This is a genomic window from Streptomyces sp. S6 (assembly GCF_054880855.1).
Genome location: NZ_JBTYMC010000047.1, coordinates 1 through 18640, shown reverse-complemented (window position 1 = coordinate 18640; position 18640 = coordinate 1). Strand labels below are relative to the sequence as shown.

At 70.8% G+C, this 18640-nt stretch carries 10 protein-coding genes; 4 read left to right on the top strand and 6 right to left on the bottom strand.

Translation table 11 applies throughout. The features are described from left to right. Positions 1-100 precede the first annotated feature (100 nt). The 3 genes from treS to ACVNF4_RS09520 form a co-directional block, all read right to left on the bottom strand. Complete coding sequence (treS, locus tag ACVNF4_RS09530; protein WP_461802267.1) at positions 101-1801, bottom strand: maltose alpha-D-glucosyltransferase; 1701 nt, start codon at positions 1799-1801, stop codon at positions 101-103. Next, positions 1798-3861 (bottom strand): alpha-1,4-glucan--maltose-1-phosphate maltosyltransferase, encoded by a 2064-nt coding sequence (locus tag ACVNF4_RS09525; protein ID WP_461802266.1) that lies wholly within the window; start codon positions 3859-3861, stop codon positions 1798-1800. Before ACVNF4_RS09525 ends, treS begins: the two co-directional genes overlap by 4 nt. 247 nt (positions 3862-4108) lie before the next feature. Beyond that, the gene (locus tag ACVNF4_RS09520) at positions 4109-5275 is read right to left on the bottom strand and encodes a S8 family peptidase (RefSeq protein WP_461802265.1); all 1167 of its coding nucleotides are present in this window, start codon (positions 5273-5275) and stop codon (positions 4109-4111) included. A gap of 259 nt (positions 5276-5534) precedes the next feature. On the opposite strand from ACVNF4_RS09520, the gene glgP reads away from it, so the two are divergent. Then, complete coding sequence (glgP, locus tag ACVNF4_RS09515) at positions 5535-8090, top strand: alpha-glucan family phosphorylase (RefSeq protein WP_461802264.1); 2556 nt, start codon at positions 5535-5537, stop codon at positions 8088-8090. Between the two features lie 19 nt (positions 8091-8109). Here glgP and ACVNF4_RS09510 read toward each other — a convergent pair whose 3' ends face one another. The 3 genes from ACVNF4_RS09510 to ACVNF4_RS09500 all read right to left on the bottom strand — a co-directional run bounded on the left by ACVNF4_RS09510 (position 8110) and on the right by ACVNF4_RS09500 (position 12839). After that, positions 8110-8625, bottom strand: coding sequence for a DUF1990 domain-containing protein (locus ACVNF4_RS09510; RefSeq protein WP_461802263.1), 516 nt, complete (start codon positions 8623-8625; stop codon positions 8110-8112). Positions 8626-8697: 72 nt separating this feature from the next. Next, positions 8698-10365 (bottom strand): M4 family metallopeptidase, encoded by a 1668-nt coding sequence (locus ACVNF4_RS09505; RefSeq protein ID WP_461802262.1) that lies wholly within the window; start codon positions 10363-10365, stop codon positions 8698-8700. 440 nt (positions 10366-10805) lie between these two features. Then, a complete protein-coding gene (locus tag ACVNF4_RS09500; protein WP_461802261.1) occupies positions 10806-12839 on the bottom strand; it encodes a M4 family metallopeptidase in 2034 nt (677 codons plus the stop codon). 293 nt (positions 12840-13132) lie between these two features. Between ACVNF4_RS09500 and ACVNF4_RS09495 the strand changes: the two genes are divergently transcribed. From ACVNF4_RS09495 to ACVNF4_RS09485, 3 genes are read left to right on the top strand one after another with little or no spacing between them, the layout of a single operon-like run. Next, on the top strand, positions 13133-14971 hold the full coding sequence (locus ACVNF4_RS09495; RefSeq protein WP_461802260.1) for an ABC transporter ATP-binding protein: 1839 nt from the start codon (positions 13133-13135) through the stop codon (positions 14969-14971). Further along, a complete protein-coding gene (locus ACVNF4_RS09490; RefSeq protein ID WP_461802259.1) occupies positions 14968-16812 on the top strand; it encodes an ABC transporter ATP-binding protein in 1845 nt (614 codons plus the stop codon). The genes ACVNF4_RS09495 and ACVNF4_RS09490 overlap by 4 nt, the downstream gene beginning before the upstream one ends. Then, complete coding sequence (locus tag ACVNF4_RS09485) at positions 16809-18533, top strand: ABC transporter ATP-binding protein (protein WP_461802258.1); 1725 nt, start codon at positions 16809-16811, stop codon at positions 18531-18533. Before ACVNF4_RS09490 ends, ACVNF4_RS09485 begins: the two co-directional genes overlap by 4 nt. Positions 18534-18640: the final 107 nt, after the last annotated feature.

The following is an 18640-nucleotide window of genomic DNA, read 5'->3' as shown; positions in this document are numbered from 1 at the left end:
ACGTCGTCCTTTCCCCGGGGACCCGAACGGGCCGTAGGGGTAGGGGTGTGAGTGATGCGTGCCCCGGGCGGGGCAGGGGAAACCGCCCCGCCCGGACCTTCTAACCCGGGTTCCCCCGCAGCCGGAACCAGTAGAAACCGTGCCCCGCGAGCGTGAGCAGGTACGGGAGTTCGCCGATCGCCGGGAACCGCACCCCGCCGAACAGCTCCACCGGATGGCGTCCGCCGAACCGGCTGAGGTCCAGTTCGGTGGGTTGCGCGAAGCGGGAGAAGTTGTGGACGCACAGGACCAGGTCGTCCTCGTACTCCCGCAGGAACGCGAGCACCGCCGCGTTGCTGGACGGGAGTTCGGTGTACGAGCCGAGCCCGAACGCCGGGTTCTGCTTACGGATCTCGATCATCCGGCGCGTCCAGTGCAGCAGCGACGACGGCGACGACATGGACGCCTCGACGTTGCTGACCTGGTAGCCGTAGACGGGGTCCATGATCGTGGGCAGGTACAGGCGCCCCGGATCGCAGGACGAGAAACCGGCGTTGCGGTCCGGCGTCCACTGCATCGGCGTGCGGACGGCGTCCCGGTCGCCGAGCCAGATGTTGTCGCCCATGCCGATCTCGTCGCCGTAGTAGAGGATCGGCGAGCCCGGCAGCGACAGCAACAGGGCGGTGAACAGCTCGATTTGGTTCCGGTCGTTGTCCAGCAACGGCGAAAGCCTGCGCCGGATACCGATGTTGGCGCGCATCCGCGGATCCTTCGCGTACTCCGCGTACATGTAGTCGCGTTCCTCGTCGGTGACCATCTCCAGCGTCAACTCGTCGTGGTTGCGCAGGAAGATGCCCCACTGGCAGTTCGAGGGGATCGCCGGGGTCTTCGCAAGGATCTCGGAGACCGGGTAGCGGGACTCGCGCCGGACGGCCATGAAGATGCGGGGCATGACGGGGAAGTGGAACGCCATGTGGCACTCGTCGCCGCCGGAGGAGTAGTCCCCGAAGTAGTCGACGACGTCCTCGGGCCACTGGTTGGCCTCGGCGAGCAGCACGGTGTCCGGGTAGCTCGCGTCGATCTCCTTGCGCACCCGCTTGAGGAACTCGTGCGTTGCAGGAAGGTTTTCGCAGTTCGTCCCCTCGGTCGCGTACAGATACGGCACCGCGTCGAGGCGGAACCCGTCGATGCCGAGGTCCAGCCAGAACTTCAGCGCCGAGATCATCTCGCCCTGCACGGCCGGGTTCTCGTAGTTGAGGTCCGGCTGGTGGGAGAAGAACCGGTGGAAGAAGTACTGCTTGCGGACCGGGTCGAAGGTCCAGTTGGAGACCTCGGTGTCGACGAAGATGATCCGTGCGTCCGGGTAGCTCTTGTCGTCGTCGGCCCACATGTAGTAGTCGCCGTAGGGGCCTTGGGGGTCCTTGCGGGACTCCTGGAACCACGGGTGCTGGTCGCTCGTGTGGTTCATGACGACGTCGATGATGACGCGCATGCCGCGCTGGTGGGCGGCGTCCACGAACTCCACGAAGTCGGCGAGGTCACCGAACTCCGGGAGCACCGACGTGTAGTCGGAGACGTCGTAACCGCCGTCCTTCAGCGGCGACTTGAAGAACGGCGGGAGCCACAGGCAGTCCACGCCGAGCCACTGGAGGTAGTCGAGTCTGGCGGTGAGCCCTTTCAGGTCGCCGACGCCGTCGCCGTTGGAGTCCTGGAAGGAGCGGACCAACACCTCGTAGAACACGGCGCGTTTGAACCACTCGGGGTCGCGGTCCTTCGCGGGGGTGTCCGAGAAGGTGTCCGGTACGGGTTCGTTGACCATCATCGTGTGGCTGACCCTCCGATGTGCGGGTGGGACGGTCGCAGGACCGTGAGGACGTGCGCCGGCCGGTGACCCGGTTCCAGGCGTACGTAGTTGGCCCTGCCCCAGTGATAGATCTCGCCGGTCAGCTCGTCGCGTACCGGCACTCGCTCGTGCCAGTCGAGGCCGAGCGACGGCATGTCCAACGAGACCGTGGCCTCCTGGGTGTGGTGGGGGTCCAGATTGACCACCGTCACCACCGTGTTCGAGCCCGAGGTCTTCGAGTAGGCGATCACCGCGTCCTTGTCGGCGTCGTGGAAGCGCACGTTCCGCAGCTGCCGCAGCGCGGGGCTGGCCCGCCTGATCTCGTTGAGCCGGGTGATCAGCGGGGCGATGGTCGGCGCCGACTCCCAGTCCCTGGGCCTCAGTTGGTACTTCTCCGAGTCGAGGTACTCCTCGCTGCCCGGCCGCAGCGGCGTGTTCTCGCACAGCTCGTAGCCGCTGTACACGCCCCACGACGGGGACATGGTCGCCGCCAGCACCGCCCGCGCCTCGAACGCCGGACGGCCGCCGTGCTGGAGGTACTCGTGCAGGATGTCCGGGGTGTTGACGAAGAAGTTCGGCCGCATCGACGCGGCCGTCTCCCGCGCCAACTCCGTGAGGTAGTCGGTGAGTTCGTCCTTCGAGGTGCGCCAGGTGAAGTACGTGTACGACTGCTGGAAGCCGATCTCGCCGAGCGTGCGCATCATCGCCGGGCGGGTGAACGCCTCCGCGAGGAACACGACGTCCGGGTCGGTGCGGGCGATCTCGCCGAGGACCCGCTCCCAGAACACGACCGGTTTCGTGTGCGGGTTGTCGACACGGAAGATCCGCACGCCGTACGCCATCCAGTGCCGCAGCACCCGCAGCGTCTCCGCGACCAGGCCGGGCATGTCCGCGTCGAACGCGATCGGGTAGATGTCCTGGTACTTCTTCGGCGGGTTCTCCGCGTACGCGATCGTGCCGTCGGGGCGGTGGTGGAACCACTCCGGGTGCTTCTCGACCCACGGGTGGTCCGGCGAGCACTGCAACGCGAAGTCGAGCGCGACCTCAAGTCCGTGGCCGGCCGCCTGATCCACGAACCACGCGAAGTCGTCGAGCGTCCCCAGCGCCGGGTGCACCGCGTCGTGACCGCCTTCCGGGGAGCCGATCGCCCACGGCACGCCGACGTCGTCCGCGTCCGGCGTGAGGGAGTTGTTGCGGCCCTTGCGGAACGTCGTGCCGATGGGGTGGACCGGCGGGAGGTAGACGACGTCGAAGCCCATCGCGGCGATCGCCGGGAGCCTGCGCGCCGCCGTGCGGAACGTGCCGTGCGGTTCTTCCGGCGTCCCCTCCGAACGCGGGAAGAACTCGTACCACGAGCCGTACAGGGCCCGCTCCCGCTCCACCAGCAGCGGCAACTCCTCGGAGGAGGTGACCAGTTCGCGCAGCGGATGCGCGGCGAGGACCGCGTCGACCTCGGGGGTGAGCGCGGCGCGCAGCCGGCCCTCGGGGGAGAGGGTGTCGTCCCTGAGAGCCACGACGGCGACGTCCAGGGCTGCGGAGGTGGCGGGGACCCGTTCGTGGAGCCGGGCACCCTCCTCCAGGACCAGTTCGACGTCCATCCCGGCGGGGATCTTGATGCGGGCGTGGTGGCGCCAGGTGGCGATCGGGTCGCTCCACGCCTCGACGGCGTACGTCCACAGTCCGGGGGTGTCCGGGGTGAGGTCCGCGCCCCACCGGTCGGTGCCGGGGGCGAGTTCCCGCATTCGGGTGAAGGGGGCCGCGTTGCCGTCCTGGTCCTTGAGTACGACGTTGGCGGCGACGGCGTCGTGGCCCTCGCGGAAGACGGTGGCCGTCACCTCGAAGGTCTCGCCGGTGACCGCCTTGGCGGGCCTGCGGCCCCGCTGGACGGCCGGGCGGACGTCCAGCACGGGTATCCGGCCGGTCACCGGGGGCGGGGCGCCGGGCGGGGGACCGGTGGGGGGAGCTGTTCGGGGACCGGAGGGTCGCTCCGGTGCGGGGCGGGGTGTCGGGGGTGCCGACGAGTGCTGTGTGGCGGGCATGACCGCTCCTGTCCGCGTCAACGAGGGTGGGCGGAGGGATGTGGGGAGGTGGGCCTGCGGGGTCCTGCGAACCGGGTACCCGAGAGGTACCCGGGTAGTACCGGAGGGGTCGACGGGGTGGTACCGGAGGAGCCTTCCCACCCTATTCGGGTGGGCAATCCGGCGCGCGGTTAACTACTCACGCGTACTCCGGTACCTCAGGACGACGCCGTCCGGGTGAACGGCACCGGCCGCCACAGCCCTTCCGCTAGGGCGCCGGGACCTGGAGAAGTTTGTCCGGCGAACCCGTACCCCGACCGGAAACCTTCCCGTTCACCGCGTCCCGTACGAGTTCCCCCGCGACCTGGGCCGGTGTGGCCTTCGGGTGATCCGCGAGATACAGCGCCGCCGCACCGGCGACGTGCGGCGCCGCCATCGACGTACCGGACCGCACCTCCCGCGCCGTGTCGCTCACGTTCGACGCGGACACCACCGACCCGCCCGGAGCGAACAGATCCACCGAGGAACCGTAGTTCGAGTAGCTCAGCCGCGCGTCCCCCCGGTCCGTCGCCCCCACGGTGATCGCCTCCCGCACCCGCCCCGGCGAGAACCCGGCCGCAGGCTTCCCGTCGTTCCCCGCCGCGACCGTGTACGTCACCCCCGCCCTGATCGAGGTGCGGACGGCCGCGTCGAGCGCGGCGTTGGGGGGCCCGCCCAGGCTGAGGTTGGCGACGGCGGGCTTCTTCGCGTGCCGGGTGACCCAGTCGATCCCGGCGATCGTCTGCGCGATGGTCCCGGCGCCGGAGTCGTCCAGGACCCGCACCGAGACGACCCGCGCCCTGGGCGCGACGCCCACGCTCGCCCCCGCGACCGTCCCGGCGACATGCGTGCCGTGCCCGTTGCCGTCCCCGGCCCAGCCGTCGTTCCCCACGAAGTCCCAGCCGTAACTCGCCCGCCCCGCGAACTCCTTGTGGCTGATCCTGATCCCCGTGTCGATCACGTACACCGTGACACCCGCCCCCTTCGGCCCGGGCGCCCGGTAGTCGCCGTCCAGCGGAAGGGACCGCTGGCCGATCCGGTCGAGACCCCAACTCGCCGCGTCCGCCTCGGCGTTCACCCGGGTGTCCTGCACGACCGACACGACCCCCGGGTCGGCCGCGAGCCGCCGGGCCTGGCGCGAACCGGCGTGCACGGCATAGCCGTTGAGCGCGGTCCCGTAGGTGTGGGTGATCCGCGCGCCGTACGCGGCGGCGATCTCGCGGCCCGCCTCGGCGGAGGTGCCCGATCTCAGCGTGACCAGGTAACTCCCGTCCACGGCACCGGACTCACCGGCCCCGACGACGACCCCTTCCGCCGCGGCGTGCGCGGGCACCGCGGTCACGGCCGTCGCCGTCAGCAGCACCGCCGCCAGGACCCCCACCGGACTTCGTCGCACGGCTGTCCCCCCTCCTCGCTCGGGCGCCCGTGACACCGCCCGAGCGCACCCCTTCCCGCACCCTCTCGTGCGCCGGAGACAGTCACAAGGTGGCCTACGGGGAAGGAATCGGCCATATCGCCGCCATATCTCTCCGACCAGGACGAGCAAAGGGTTGCGGTGTTTTTCGGACCGGCCCGAGGTGCAGCCACTACCGTCGAAGGAGACCAGGAGACGCACAGCGCGGTGTGTCACCCTCCGTACGCGTGGCGAGGTGGATGTGAAGGCGATCCGTCGGTTCACTGTTCGGCCCGTACTCCCGGACGCACTGCGGCCGTTGACCGAGTTGGCGAGGAATCTCAGGTGGTCGTGGCACCCGGCGACCCGTGAACTGTTCCGCGAGGTCGACCCGGTGCGGTGGGACGCCGTGGGAGACCCGGTGCGGCTGCTCGGCGCGGTCCCCCCGCAGCGCCTCGCCGAACTCGCCGAGGACACCGGGTTCCTGGAGCGGCTGGCCGCCGCCGGCGCCGACCTCGACGCGTACACCGGCGGCGCCCGCTGGTACCAGAGGCAGCCCGGCGCCGGTGAACTCCCCGCCGCAGTCGCCTACTTCTCGCCCGAGTTCGGCATCACCGCCGCGCTGCCGCAGTACTCCGGCGGGCTCGGCATCCTCGCCGGGGACCACCTCAAGACCGCCAGCGACCTCGGGGTGCCGCTGATCGGTGTCGGACTGCTGTACCGGCACGGCTACTTCCGGCAGACCCTCTCCCGGGACGGCTGGCAGCAGGAGCACTATCCGGTCCTCGACCCGCACGAACTCCCGCTGGCCCAGCTCCAGGAGGGCGACGGGAGCGCGGCGCGGGTCAGTCTCGCGCTGCCCGGCGGACGGCTGCTGCGGGCGCGGATCTGGGTCGCCCGGGTCGGCCGGGTGCCGCTGCTGCTGCTCGACTCCGACGTGGAGGAGAACGACCCGGGGGAGCGCGGTGTCACCGACCGGCTGTACGGGGGCGGGAGCGAACACCGGCTGCTCCAGGAGATGTTGCTCGGCATCGGGGGTGTGCGGGCCGTGCGCGCGTACTGCCGGATCACCGGGCACCCGGCGCCCGAGGTGTTCCACACCAACGAGGGCCACGCCGGGTTCCTCGGCCTGGAGCGGATCGCCGAACTCCACGCCGAGGGGCTGGACTTCGCGGCGGGACTGGAGGCCGTGCGGGCCGGCACCGTGTTCACGACCCACACCCCCGTCCCGGCCGGCATCGACCGGTTCGACCGGGAGTTGGTCGCCCACCACTTCGGCGCCGACGCCGAACTCCCGGCGATCGACGTGCAGGACATCCTCACCCTCGGCATGGAGACCTACCCCGGCGGGGAGCCCAACCTCTTCAACATGGCCGTGATGGGGCTGCGGTTGGCCGCGCGGGCCAACGGGGTGTCGCTGCTGCACGGGAACGTGAGCCGGGAGATGTTCGCGGGGCTGTGGCCCGGGTTCGACGCGGAGGAGGTACCGATCACGTCCGTCACCAACGGGGTGCACGCGCCGACGTGGGTGGCGCCCGAAGTGCTGCGGCTCGGTGACCTGTCGAATGTGCCGGACGGCGAACTGTGGGCGCTGCGCCGGGAGTTGCGCGGACAGCTGGTGACCGAGGTACGGGAACGGCTGCGGGTGTCGTGGCGCCAGCGGGGTGCCGGGAGCGCCGAACTCGGGTGGATCGACGAGGTGTTGGACCCGGACGTCCTGACGATCGGGTTCGCGCGGCGCGTCCCGTCGTACAAGCGGCTCACGTTGATGCTCCGGGACCGGGACCGGCTGATGGAGCTGCTGCTGCATCCGGAGCGACCCGTCCAGATCGTCGTCGCGGGCAAGGCGCACCCGGCCGACGACGGCGGGAAGCGGCTCGTACAGGAGTTGGTGCGGTTCGCCGACGATCCCCGGGTGCGCCACCGGATCGTGTTCCTGCCCGACTACGGCATGGCGATGGCCCGCAAGCTGTACCCGGGGTGCGACATCTGGCTCAACAACCCGCTGCGCCCGCTGGAGGCGTGCGGGACGAGCGGCATGAAGGCCGCGCTCAACGGCTGCCTCAACCTGTCGGTCCTGGACGGCTGGTGGGACGAATGGTTCGAGCCGGACTTCGGCTGGGCGATCCCCACCGCCGACGGCGACACCCTGGAACAGGACCGGCGCGACGACATCGAGGCGGACGCCCTGTACGACCTGCTGGAGAGGCGTGTCACCCCCCGCTTCTACGAGCGCGGCGAGAGCGGACTGCCCGACCGCTGGACGGAGATGGTCCGCCGCACCCTCACCCGGCTCGGCCCGAAGGTGCTGGCCGACCGGATGGTCCGCGAGTACGTCGACCGCCTCTACACCCCCGCCGCCCTCGCGCACCGCACCACGACCCCCGAGCGGGCCCGTGAACTCGCCGACTGGAAAGGCAGGGTGCGCGGCGCCTGGCACAAGGTCGCCGTCGACCACGTCGAGACGTCCACCACCACCGCCACACCCGAACTCGGTTCCGCGCTCGCCCTGCGCGTCCGCGTCCGCCTCGGCGACCTGCGCCCCGAGGACGTCCAGGTGCAGGCCCTCTCCGGGCGCGTCGACGCGGAGGACCGCATCACCGACGCGACCCCCGTTCCCCTGAAGCCGGTCAACGGACCCGACGAGGAGGGGGGTTGGTCCTACGAGGGACCCCTCTCACTCGACCGCACCGGGCCGTTCGGCTACACGGTCCGGGTGCTTCCCGCGCACCGACTGCTGGCCTCGGCGGCGGAGTTGGGGATCGTGGCGGTGCCGTCGGAGGAACTCATCGAAGGAGGAGGGGTGTTGATGCGCTGAAGCCCCGCGCTTGAAGCCCCTACTCCCCGACCCCCGAACACAACCCCTTCAGCACCTTCCCGCACCTGCGCGCGTACGCGAGCTGGAGCCCCCGCACCGCCGGACCCCCCGCCTTCGCGTACCACTTGGCCGCGCGGCTGAACGCCGTCACGGTCAGCCACACCGTGCCGTCCCCGGTGCGGTCGACGAGGAAGGACTCCTCGCCGCACTCGGGATGGCCGGCGAGGGTGCCGTATGCCCAGCCGGACCTGCGGTGCTCCTCGACCGTCCAGACGATCCGGCAGGGCGCCTTGATGACCCCGGCGAGGGAGACGGTGACGTCCACGTCGAGGGCGGCGCGGTCGGCGGAGGCGTTGACGCCGACGCCCATCGCGCGGTGCATCTCCCAGGTCAGCACCGCCTCGGAGGCCCGCCGGAAGACGGCCTCGCCCTCGCCGATCCGCGTGCGTTCACGGAGGTGGTGGAAGCCCGGAGGGCAGAAGTGCGGATCGCGGGTCGCGCCCACGTCGTCGTACGAGAAAGGCCGTTCGGACATGGGCGCAAGCGTAGAGCGGCCCCCGGGAATGCCTTCCTCCCGGGGGCCGCTCTGTTCATCGGACCGTGACCACTAGTTGACGTTCACGGCGGCCCAGGCGGCCTGGACCGTCTTGTACTCGGTGGAGGTCGAGCCGTACAGCGCCGACGCCGCGCTCAGGGTCGCGGTGCGGGCGCCCTTGTAGTTGGTCGTCGAGGTCATGTACGTGGTGAGGGCCTTGTACCAGATCTGGACGGCCTTGGCGCGGCCGATGCCGGTGACCGTGGAGCCGTTGGACGTCGGGGAGTTGTAGGAGACCCCGTTGATGGTCTTCGCGCCGCTGCCCTCGGACAGCAGGTAGAAGAAGTGGTTGGCCGGGCCGGACGAGTAGTGCACGTCCAGGTTGCCGAGGGTCGAGGACCAGTTGTCCTTGGACGAGCCGTCCCGGCTGGGCTTGTCCTGGTAGCGCAGCGGGGTGCCGTCGCCGTTGATGTCGATCTTCTCGCCGATGAGGTAGTCACCGGGGTCGGAGGCGTTGTTCGCGTAGAACTCCACCGCCGTGCCGAAGATGTCGGACGTCGCCTCGTTCAGGCCACCGGACTCGCCGGAGTAGTTGAGGCCCGCGGTGTTGGAGGTGACGCCGTGCGTCATCTCGTGCCCGGCGACGTCGAGCGAGGTCAGCGGGTCGGTGTTGCCCGCGCCGTCGCCGTACGTCATGCAGAAGCAGTCGTCGTCCCAGAAAGCGTTCACGTACGCGTTGCCGTAGTGGACGCGGGAGTAGGCGGCGACGCCGTCGTTCTTGATGCCGCTGCGGCCGAACGTGTTCTTGTAGAAGTCCCAGGTGACCTGCGCGCCGTAGGCGGCGTCGACGGCGGCCGTCTGGTCCGAGGAGGAGCTGGACGCGGTGCCGGTGCCCCAGACGTCGTCCGAGTCCGTCAGCAGGGTGCCGGTCGAGGAGCTGGTCGAGCGGGCCTTGTTGTACGTCTTGTGGCCGCCGCGGGTGTTGTCGGTCAGCTGGTACGTCGAACCCGACTTGGTGGTGCTGAGGCTGACGGTGCCGGAGTACAGGCTCTTGCCGGTGCCGGTCTCGATGCCCTGGTACTCGTACAGCTTCTTGCCCGTGGCCGCGTCGGTGATGACGTGCAGCTTGTTCGGGGTGCCGTCGTCCTGGAGGCCGCCGACGACGGTCTCGAAGGCGAGGGTGGGGGCGGAGCCGTTGCCGGCCCAGATCACCTTGCGGGGCGCGGAGTCGGCGGCGGTCTCGGCGGAACCGGCCGCCTTGGCGAGACCGAGGGCCTGCTTCTCGGCGGCCTTCGGGGTGACCTTCGGGGTCAGCGTGGCGACCTTGATGGTGGCCGAGGTCGCCTTCGTGACGCCCTTGCCGGCGCCCGCCGCCGTCTGGTGGACGACGAGGTCGCCGCCGAGGACGGGCAGACCGGCGTAGGTCCGCTCGTACCGGGTGTGCGTCGTGCCGTCGACGTCCTTGACGACGTCGCGGGCGACCAGCGCCTCCTTGGCGCCGAGGCCTATCTGCTGCGCGGTCTTCGCCGCGTCCGCCTGCTTGTCCTTGATGAGGGAGGCGCGGGCGGGGGCGGAGAGTTGCAGCGGGGCCGCGGAGAGGGTGCGGGCGGCCTTGAGGGAGTCCACCTTGGTGGCGCTCGCGTTGGCCGTGGTCAGCCCGGTGGTCAGCAGCGCTCCGGCGGCCACGGCGGTGGCGATGGCCAGGGTGGTGCGCTTGTGACGCGTGTAGATCGGGGTCACACAAGCTCCTTCGTGGGGGAGTCCGGGCACGGCTGGGGAGGCCGGCCGGAGTAGTCGTGAAGTTGTGCGGCGGGTGGGGGAAGAGTGACACCGAGGGCGCGTACATGTCAGGACCCTGCATGGATGTTGGCCGAAAACCGCCTGTCCGGTAAACGTTTCTGGAATGTAAACGGGCGTCAGATCGGTAAAGGACCGACAGGGGATCGGTAATGAGACGGCAAAGGTGAGGTGGGGGTATGTGCCGTGCGTGAACCTCTGGGAACCGCCTTACGGTGCCCTTACGTCGGCCTGTGTGCCGGAACGCCGGATTCCGGACGGACGGGAGGGGCTTCGACGCGCGCAGGGCGCAACCGGTTCCCGGCGGCGTGGAACCCTTGTCCGGAAACGATCGGGCGCCGCCCCCCAGGGGAGCGGCGCCCGACCTTCAAGCGATCACCGGCTTACGGGAAGGTGACCTTCCAGCTGTTGATCTGTCCGGTGTCCCGCGCCGCCTGGTCCTGGACCTTCAGCTGCCAGGTCCCGTTGGCGGTCTCGCTCGACGCGTTCACCGTGTACGTCGCGACCACGTCGTCCGCCGAGTCCGACGAGCTGAACGCCTTCAGCGGGTACACCGTCCCGCTCGGACCCACCAGGCCGATCACCAGGTCGCCCCGGAAGGTGTGCGTGATGTCCACCGACACCTGGAGGTTGGACGGCGCGTTGCCGGTCCGCCCGGTCACCGCGATCGACGAGGTGACGGCCGGCCCGTTGTCCGGGATCGCGACGGCGGTGCCGTTCTCGAACGACGTGCCGGTGCCGCCACCGCCCCCGCCGGTCGAGCGCGCGCCGACCGCGATCGCGGCGAACGCGTCCTGCACGGCCTTGTACTCGGCCGACGTCGTCCCGTACAGCTCACCGGCCGCCGCCAGGGCACCGGTGCGGGCACCCGCGTAGTTCGTGTTCGATGTGAACTTCGTGGCCAGCGCCCGGAACCAGATCTTCTCCGCCTTGTCGCGGCCGATGCCGGTCACCGGAAGGCCGTCCGAGGTGGCCGAGTTGTAGGTGACACCGTTGATCGTCTTGGTGCCGCTGCCCTCGCTCAGCAGGTAGAAGAAGTGGTTCGCCGGACCGGACGAGTAGTGCACGTCCAGACCACCGAGACTCGACGACCAACTGTCCCTGGACGAACCGTCCTTGCTGGGCTTGTCCATGTAACGCAGCGGCGTGCCGTTGCCGTTGATGTCGATCTTCTCGCCGATGAGGTAGTCACCGACGTCCGAGGCGTTGTTCGCGTAGAACTCCACCGACGTGCCGAAGATGTCGGAGGTCGCCTCGTTCAGGCCGCCGGACTCGCCGCTGTACACCAGGCGGGCCGTGTTGGCGGTGACGCCGTGCGACATCTCGTGTCCGGCCACGTCCAGCGACGTCAGCGGCTTGTTGTTGCCCGAGCCGTCGCCGTACGTCATGCAGAAGCAGGAGTCCTGCCAGAACGCGTTGACGTACGCGTTGCCGTAGTGCACCCGCGAGTACGCGGCCGTCCCGTCGCCCTTGATGCCGTTGCGGCCGTGCACGTTCTTGTAGTAGTCCCACGTCACCGCGGCGCCGTAGTGCGCGTCCGCGCCCGCCGTCTCCGCGTTGGACGGCAGCCCGTTGCCCCACGTGTCGCTCGACTTCGAGAACAGCGTCCCGGTGCCCGAGGAACCCCGGTTCAGGTTGTACGTCTTGTGGTTGCCGCGCCCGCCGTCGGTCAGCGTGTACGACGAACCCGACTGGGTCGTCCCCAGCGTGACCTGGCCGCTGTACATCGTGTTGCCCACGCCGTTCTCGACGGCCTGGTACTCGAACAGCTTCTGGCCCGTGTTCGCGTCCGTGATCACGTGCAGCTCGTTGGGCGTGCCGTCGTGCTGGAGGCCGCCGACGACCGTCTCGTACGCGAGGACCGGGGTGCCGTTCGCCGCCCAGATCACCTTGCGGGGCGCCTTGGCGGCGTCCGCGCCCCGGGCGCCCTCGGCCGTCGCGCGGGACACCGCCTGCTTCTCGGCGGTACCGGCCGCGATCTTCGGGGTGAGGGAGGCGACCTTCACCGTCGCGTTCGTCGCCTTGACGACGCCCTGCGTGACGCCGGCCGCGTTCTCCTTCACGACCAGGTCGCCGCCGAGGACGGGCAGGCCGGCGTAGGTGCGCTCGTAGCGCGTGTGGGTGGTGCCGTCGGCGTCCTTGACGACGTCGCGGGCGACCAGCGTCTCCTGGGCGCCGAGGCCCAGCGCCTTCGCCGTCGCCGCCTTGCCCGCGTCCGCGTCGCGGAGCAGTTCGGCGCGCTGGGAGGGGGTCAGCCGCACGGACTCGGTCTTCGTGCTCGTCTGCTTCGGGGCCGCCGTCGCCGCGCCGGACTGGAGGGCGCCGGCGACGAGAGCCGCCACGCCCACGAGGGCCGCGGCGGCTGTTCTGCGGTAGGGGGAGTGGGTGCGTCTGGGGGAGGGACTGCTGCTCACCACTGACTCCTTCGGGAGACCGTCGGTCAACTGTTGTGGTGGTGCTGTGGGGTTGCTGTGCAGCGGTTGTGGGAAGGGTGGCAGGAGAGAAGGGCCTGTGTCATGTGCGCGTCAAGAAGTTGGCCGGAAACCTTCTCTTGACCAACAGTGGAAGAACACTTGGTGATCTCCGGGGGGACCCCGAAGTGACCCTGAGATCTCCCGGGGCGCTACCCCTGAGACACCCCTGAACCCCTGGGAAACCGCAGGTCGTAGGACCAGCGGCCGAGGACGGACCGGCCAAAACTCGGTGGGCGATGTCAGTGCCGGTCCGTAGGCTCGCCAGTGTGACCCGAGCCGAGCCCGCACCCCCCACCGAACGGTCAGCCGTCCGCACACTCCTGCGGCTGTGGCCCTACGTAAGGCCCGCACGGGCGCGGCTGTCCACCGCCGCGTTCGTCGCCGTGCTCGCCTCCTGCGCGGGCCTCGTCATCCCGCTCGTCCTGAAGTGGATGGTCGACGGGCCGATCGCCTCCGGCGACACCGGCGGGGTCTGGCTCGGCGCGCTGTGGCTGCTCCTCCTCGGGTTCGCCGAGGCACTCCTGTTCGGGCTGCGGCGCTGGCTCGTCGCCCGCCCGCTGTCCGCCGTCGAGGCGGCCATGCGGGCCGGCCTCTACCGCCACCTCCAGCGGCTGCCGGTCTCCTTCCACGACCGGTGGGCCTCCGGCCAGCTCCTCTCCCGCGCGACCACCGACCTCATGCTCCTGCGCATGTTCCTCGCCTTCCCCCTGACGTTCCTCTTCGTCAACGCCGTCACCATCGTCGTCGGCGTCGGCATCATGCTGCTCCAGGACTGGACGCTCGGGCTCGTCATCCTCGGGCCCACCGTCCCCGTCGTCGCCCTGTGCGTCGTCTTCGAGAACCGGTACGCGCACGTGGCGCGGCTCGCCCAGGACCAGGTCGGGGACCTGACGACCGTCGTCGAGGAGAGCGTCCTCGGCATCCGGATCATCAAGGGGTTCGGGCGCCACCGCAGCCAGGCGCGCGCCTTCCAGAACCTCTCCCGCACCCTGCGGGGCACGGAACTGCGCAAGGCGCGGCTCCTCGCGATGATCTGGGCCGTCATCGTCACGCTCCCCGAGGTCGCCATCGGGATCGCGCTGATGGTGGGGGTCGTACAGGTCGCGGACGGCGGACTGTCCGCCGGGACACTCGTGGCGTTCCTGTCGACGGCCCTCGCGCTGCGGTGGCCCGTCGAGTCGATCGGGTTCCTGCTGGCGATGAGCCAGGAAGCGGCCACCGCCACCGCGCGGTACTTCGAGGTGATGGACGAGGAGGCGGAGGGAAGCGGAGAGAAGAGGGCCGTGACCGCGGGGGCGCCGGCCGAGGGGGACGGGCTCCGCTTCGAAGGGGTCACCTTCCGCTACCCCGACGCCGACCCCGACTCCCCGCCCGTCCTCGCCGGGATCGACCTGCACATCCGCTCCGGGGAATCCCTCGCGCTCGTCGGCGCGACCGGCAGCGGCAAGACGACGCTCACGGCACTGGTGCCCCGCATGTACGACGCCACCGGGGGCCGCATCACCCTCGACGGCGAGGACATCGAGGGGATGACCCGCGCGGAGCTGCGCTCCCGGGTCGCCGTCGCCTTCGAGGAGCCCACCCTGTTCTCGGCCAGCGTCGGGGAGAACGTGCTGATGGGCGCGGCATCGGGAGACGGCGACCTCGGGCGGGCCCTGGAGGTGGCCCAGGCGGACTTCGCGCACGCCCTCCCGCACGGCGTCGACACCCAGGTCGGCGAACAGGGCCTCAGCCTCTCCGGAGGCCAGCGCCAGCGCCTCGCCCTCGCCCGCGCGGTCGTCGGCCGGCCCCCCTTCCTCGTCCTCGACGACCCCCTCTCCGCCCTCGACGTCCACACCGAGGCCGCCGTCGAAGCCGCCCTCCGCCACGTCCTCGCCACCACCACCGCCCTCATCGTCGCCCACCGCCCCTCCACCGTCCTGCTCGCCGACCGGGTCGCCCTGCTGTCCGAGGGACGGATCAAGGCGGTCGGCACCCATCAGGAACTGCTGCGGACGAACGCGGAGTACGCGTACCTGATGGCGGGCGCGCACGAAGACCCCACCACCCGGGAACAGGAGGACGCTCGCCGATGACCGCCCCCACGACGACCACGACCGCCCCGGAGAAGGGTCCCGAGGTACCGGCGGACCCGTTCGACCAGGACGACCTGCCCACACCGCCCGGAGCGACCGGCGTGCTGCTGCGGTCCCTCCTCGCGCCGATGAAGCTGCGCGCCGGACTGACGGCGCTGCTGCTCCTCGTGCAGCAGGCGGCGGTGCAGGTGGGGCCGCTGCTGGTGGCGTACGCGATCGACACGGCCGTACCCGCGTACCGGGACGGCGACAACGGACCGCTGATCGCCGCCGGGGCCGGATATCTGGGGTGCGCGCTGCTGTCCGGCGTCCTCCAGTACGCGTTCATCGTCACCTCGGCACGTGTCAACCAGGATGTCCTGCTGGACCTGCGGGGCCGCATCTTCCGGCACGCGCAGGCGCTGAGCGTCGACTTCCACGAGCGCTACACCTCGGGCCGGCTGATCTCCCGGTCGACGACAGACGTCGAATCCCTGCGGGAACTCCTCGACGAGGGCCTCCAGGAACTCGTCACGGTCATCCTCTCGTTCGTCTACATCGCGGCGATGCTGCTCTGGCTGGACCTCGGCCTCGGCGCGGTCGCCGTCGCCTCCTTCGGCCCGCTGTACCTGATGATCCGGATGTACCGGCGCCGCGTCGGCCTCGTCTACCGCAGGCGCTCGACGGCCATCGCCGCCGTGATCGTCAAGTTCGTCGAGACGATGAACGGCATCAGACCGGTCCGCGCGTTCCGCCGGGAAGCCGTCAACGACACCGAGTTCACGGCCCTCAACCGCACGCACGAACGCTCCAACGGCGACGCCCTCCTGGAGATGGCCCGCTACGTCACCGGCTCCCGCCTGATCGCCAACACCGCCGTCGCCGCGATCGTCCTGTGGGGCGCCTACCGCGTCTCGGACGGCACCCTCGAACTCGGCGTGCTCGCCGCCGCCGTCCTCTACCTGCGCCGCCTGTACGACCCGATCGACCGCCTCGCCATGTTCCTCAACTCCTACCAGTCGGCCGCCGCCTCCCTGGAGAAGATCGCCGGACTCCTCGCCCAGACCCCGTCCGTCCCCGAACCGGCCGCCCCCCGCGAACTCCCCGTCCAGCGCGGCGAACTCCCAGGCCGCGCGGTCGAGTTCGAGGGCGTCTCCTTCGGCTACCGCACGGGCGGCGAGATCCTGCCCCGCTTCGACCTGGCGCTCCCGCCCGGCCAGACCGTCGCGGTCGTCGGCTCCACCGGCGCCGGCAAGTCGACGCTCGCGAAACTCCTCGCCCGCTTCTACGACCCCACCGCGGGCCGCGTCACCCTCGACGGCGTCGACCTGCGCGACCTCCCCGTCCCCGAACTGCGGCGCGGCGTCGTCATGGTCACCCAGGAGGCGTTCCTGTTCTCCGGCACCGTCGCCGAGAACATCGCGATCGGCCGCCCCGACGCCACCCGCGAGGACATCGAGCGCGCCGCGAAGGCCATCGGCGCCCACGAGTTCATCAGCGCCCTGCCCGACGGCTACGACACGGACGTCCGCAAGCGCGGCGGCCGGATCTCCGCCGGGCAGCGGCAACTCGTCGCGTTCGCAAGGGCGTTGCTCGCCGACCCGGCCGTCCTCATCCTCGACGAGGCCACCAGCTCCCTGGACGTCCCCGGGGAACAGGCCGTCCAGCGCGCCATGTCGACCGTCCTGCGCGGCCGGACCGCCGTCGTCATCGCGCACCGGCTGTCCACCGTGGAGATCGCCGACCGGGTGCTCGTCATGGAGGGCGGCCGGATCGTCGAGGACGGCACCCCGGGCGAACTGATCGCGGGGACGGGCCGGTTCGCGGACCTGCACCGGGCGTGGCGGGAGAGTCTCGCGTGATCGCGCGGGTCGACGCCCACGCGGACCCGGGCACCCCCGACCGCCGGGGCGGCCTCGCCTACCTGTGGTGGCTGACCCGCAGCCAGCTCGGCCGGGCGGTCGCCGGAGCGACCCTCGCGTCCGTGTGGATGGCGCTGATCGCGGCGGCGCCCTGGATGATCTCGAAGGCGGTCGACGAGGGACTCGAACCGGGGAACATGAGCGCTCTCGTCGGCTGGAGCACGGCCCTGTTCGCCGTCGGCGCGTTCAACGCGTGGCTCAGCATCATGCGCCACCGCACGATGACCCGGCTGCGCATGGACGCCAACTTCCGCACGGTGAAGGTGGTCGTCGGCCAGGCGGTACGGCTCGGCGCCGCGCTGCCCCGGCGGACGGTCGCCGGGGAGGTCGTCACCATCGGGGTCGGCGACGTCCAGACCATCGCGTTCGCCCTGACGGCCGTCGGGCCCGGGTTCGGGTCGGTCGTGATGTACGTCGTCGTCGCCGGGCTCCTGCTGGACGTCTCGCCGCTGCTCGCCGTCGTCGTCCTCACCGGCATGCCCGTACTCGGCCTGGTCGTGGGGCCGTTGATGGCCCGGCTGCAAGGCGCGGAGACCGAGTACCGGGAACGCCAGCGCCTGCTGACCGCGCGGATCGGGGACCTCGCGAGCGGGCTGCGCGTCCTCAACGGCCTCGGCGGGAAAGGGCTGTTTGCGGAGGGGTTCCGGCGGGACTCGGCGCGGCTGCGGGAACAGGGGTACCGGGTCGGCGCGGTGACGAGCTGGATCCAGGCCATGGGGGTCGGCCTGCCGACGCTGTTCCTGTCCGTCGTCACCTGGCTCGCCGCCCGGCTGGCCGCGCAGGGCGAGATCACGGTCGGCCAACTCGTCTCCGTCTACGGCTATGTGGCCGTCCTGGTCGTGCCGGTGTCCTTCCTCGTGGAGATGGGCTACCAGCTCAGCCGGGGCGTCGTCGCCGCGCGCCGCGTCGTACGGCTGCTGAGCCTCGAACCGGACCCCGACCACCCGACGGCCCAAGCACCCTTGGGAGACGCCGAGTTGCACGACCCCGTGTCCGGAGTCCGCGTCGCCCCCGGTGAGTTGACGGCCGTCGTCTGCGGGCGGCCCGCCGACGGCGCCGTGATCGTCGACCGGCTCGGACGGTACCTGCCGTCCGACGTCACCTGGGGCGAAGTCCGGCTGGACGCCGTCCCGTTGGCGGACGTCCGCGAGCGCATCCTCGTCGCCGACAACGAGGCCGACCTCTTCGCGGAGACCCTGCGCGAGATGGTGTCGGGACGTGAGCGGCGCGACGCCGACGCCGTCACCCGCGCGGTGTGGGCCGCCGCCTCCGAGGACATCGTGCGCGGACTGCGGGGCGGCCTCGACTCCGCCGTCGCCGCGCAGGGCCGCAGCCTCTCCGGCGGCCAGCGTCAACGCGTCCGGCTGGTACGGGCGTTGCTCGCCGACCCCGAGGTGCTGCTCGCCGTCGAACCCACGTCCGCGCTCGACGCCCACACCGAGGCGGCGATCGCCTCCCGGCTGCGGGAGGGCCGGGCCGGGCGGACGACGGCCGTCACCTCCACCTCGCCGCTGCTGCTCGACCGGGTGGACCGGGTGCAGTACGTGGTCGAGGGGCGGGTGGTGGCCACGGGCACGCACCGGGAACTGCTGGAACGGGAGCCGGGATACCGGGAGTTGGTCGCGCGGGACGCGGAGGAGACGGAAGAGGTGGTCCGGTGAGCGCCTCTACGATCCTCGACAAGCACGAGGCGGGCACGAGGCAGGCACGGCGCGAAAGGGGAACCGGGCTGTTTCACCGCCGCGTGGATACGATCAGTAAGCAGTAC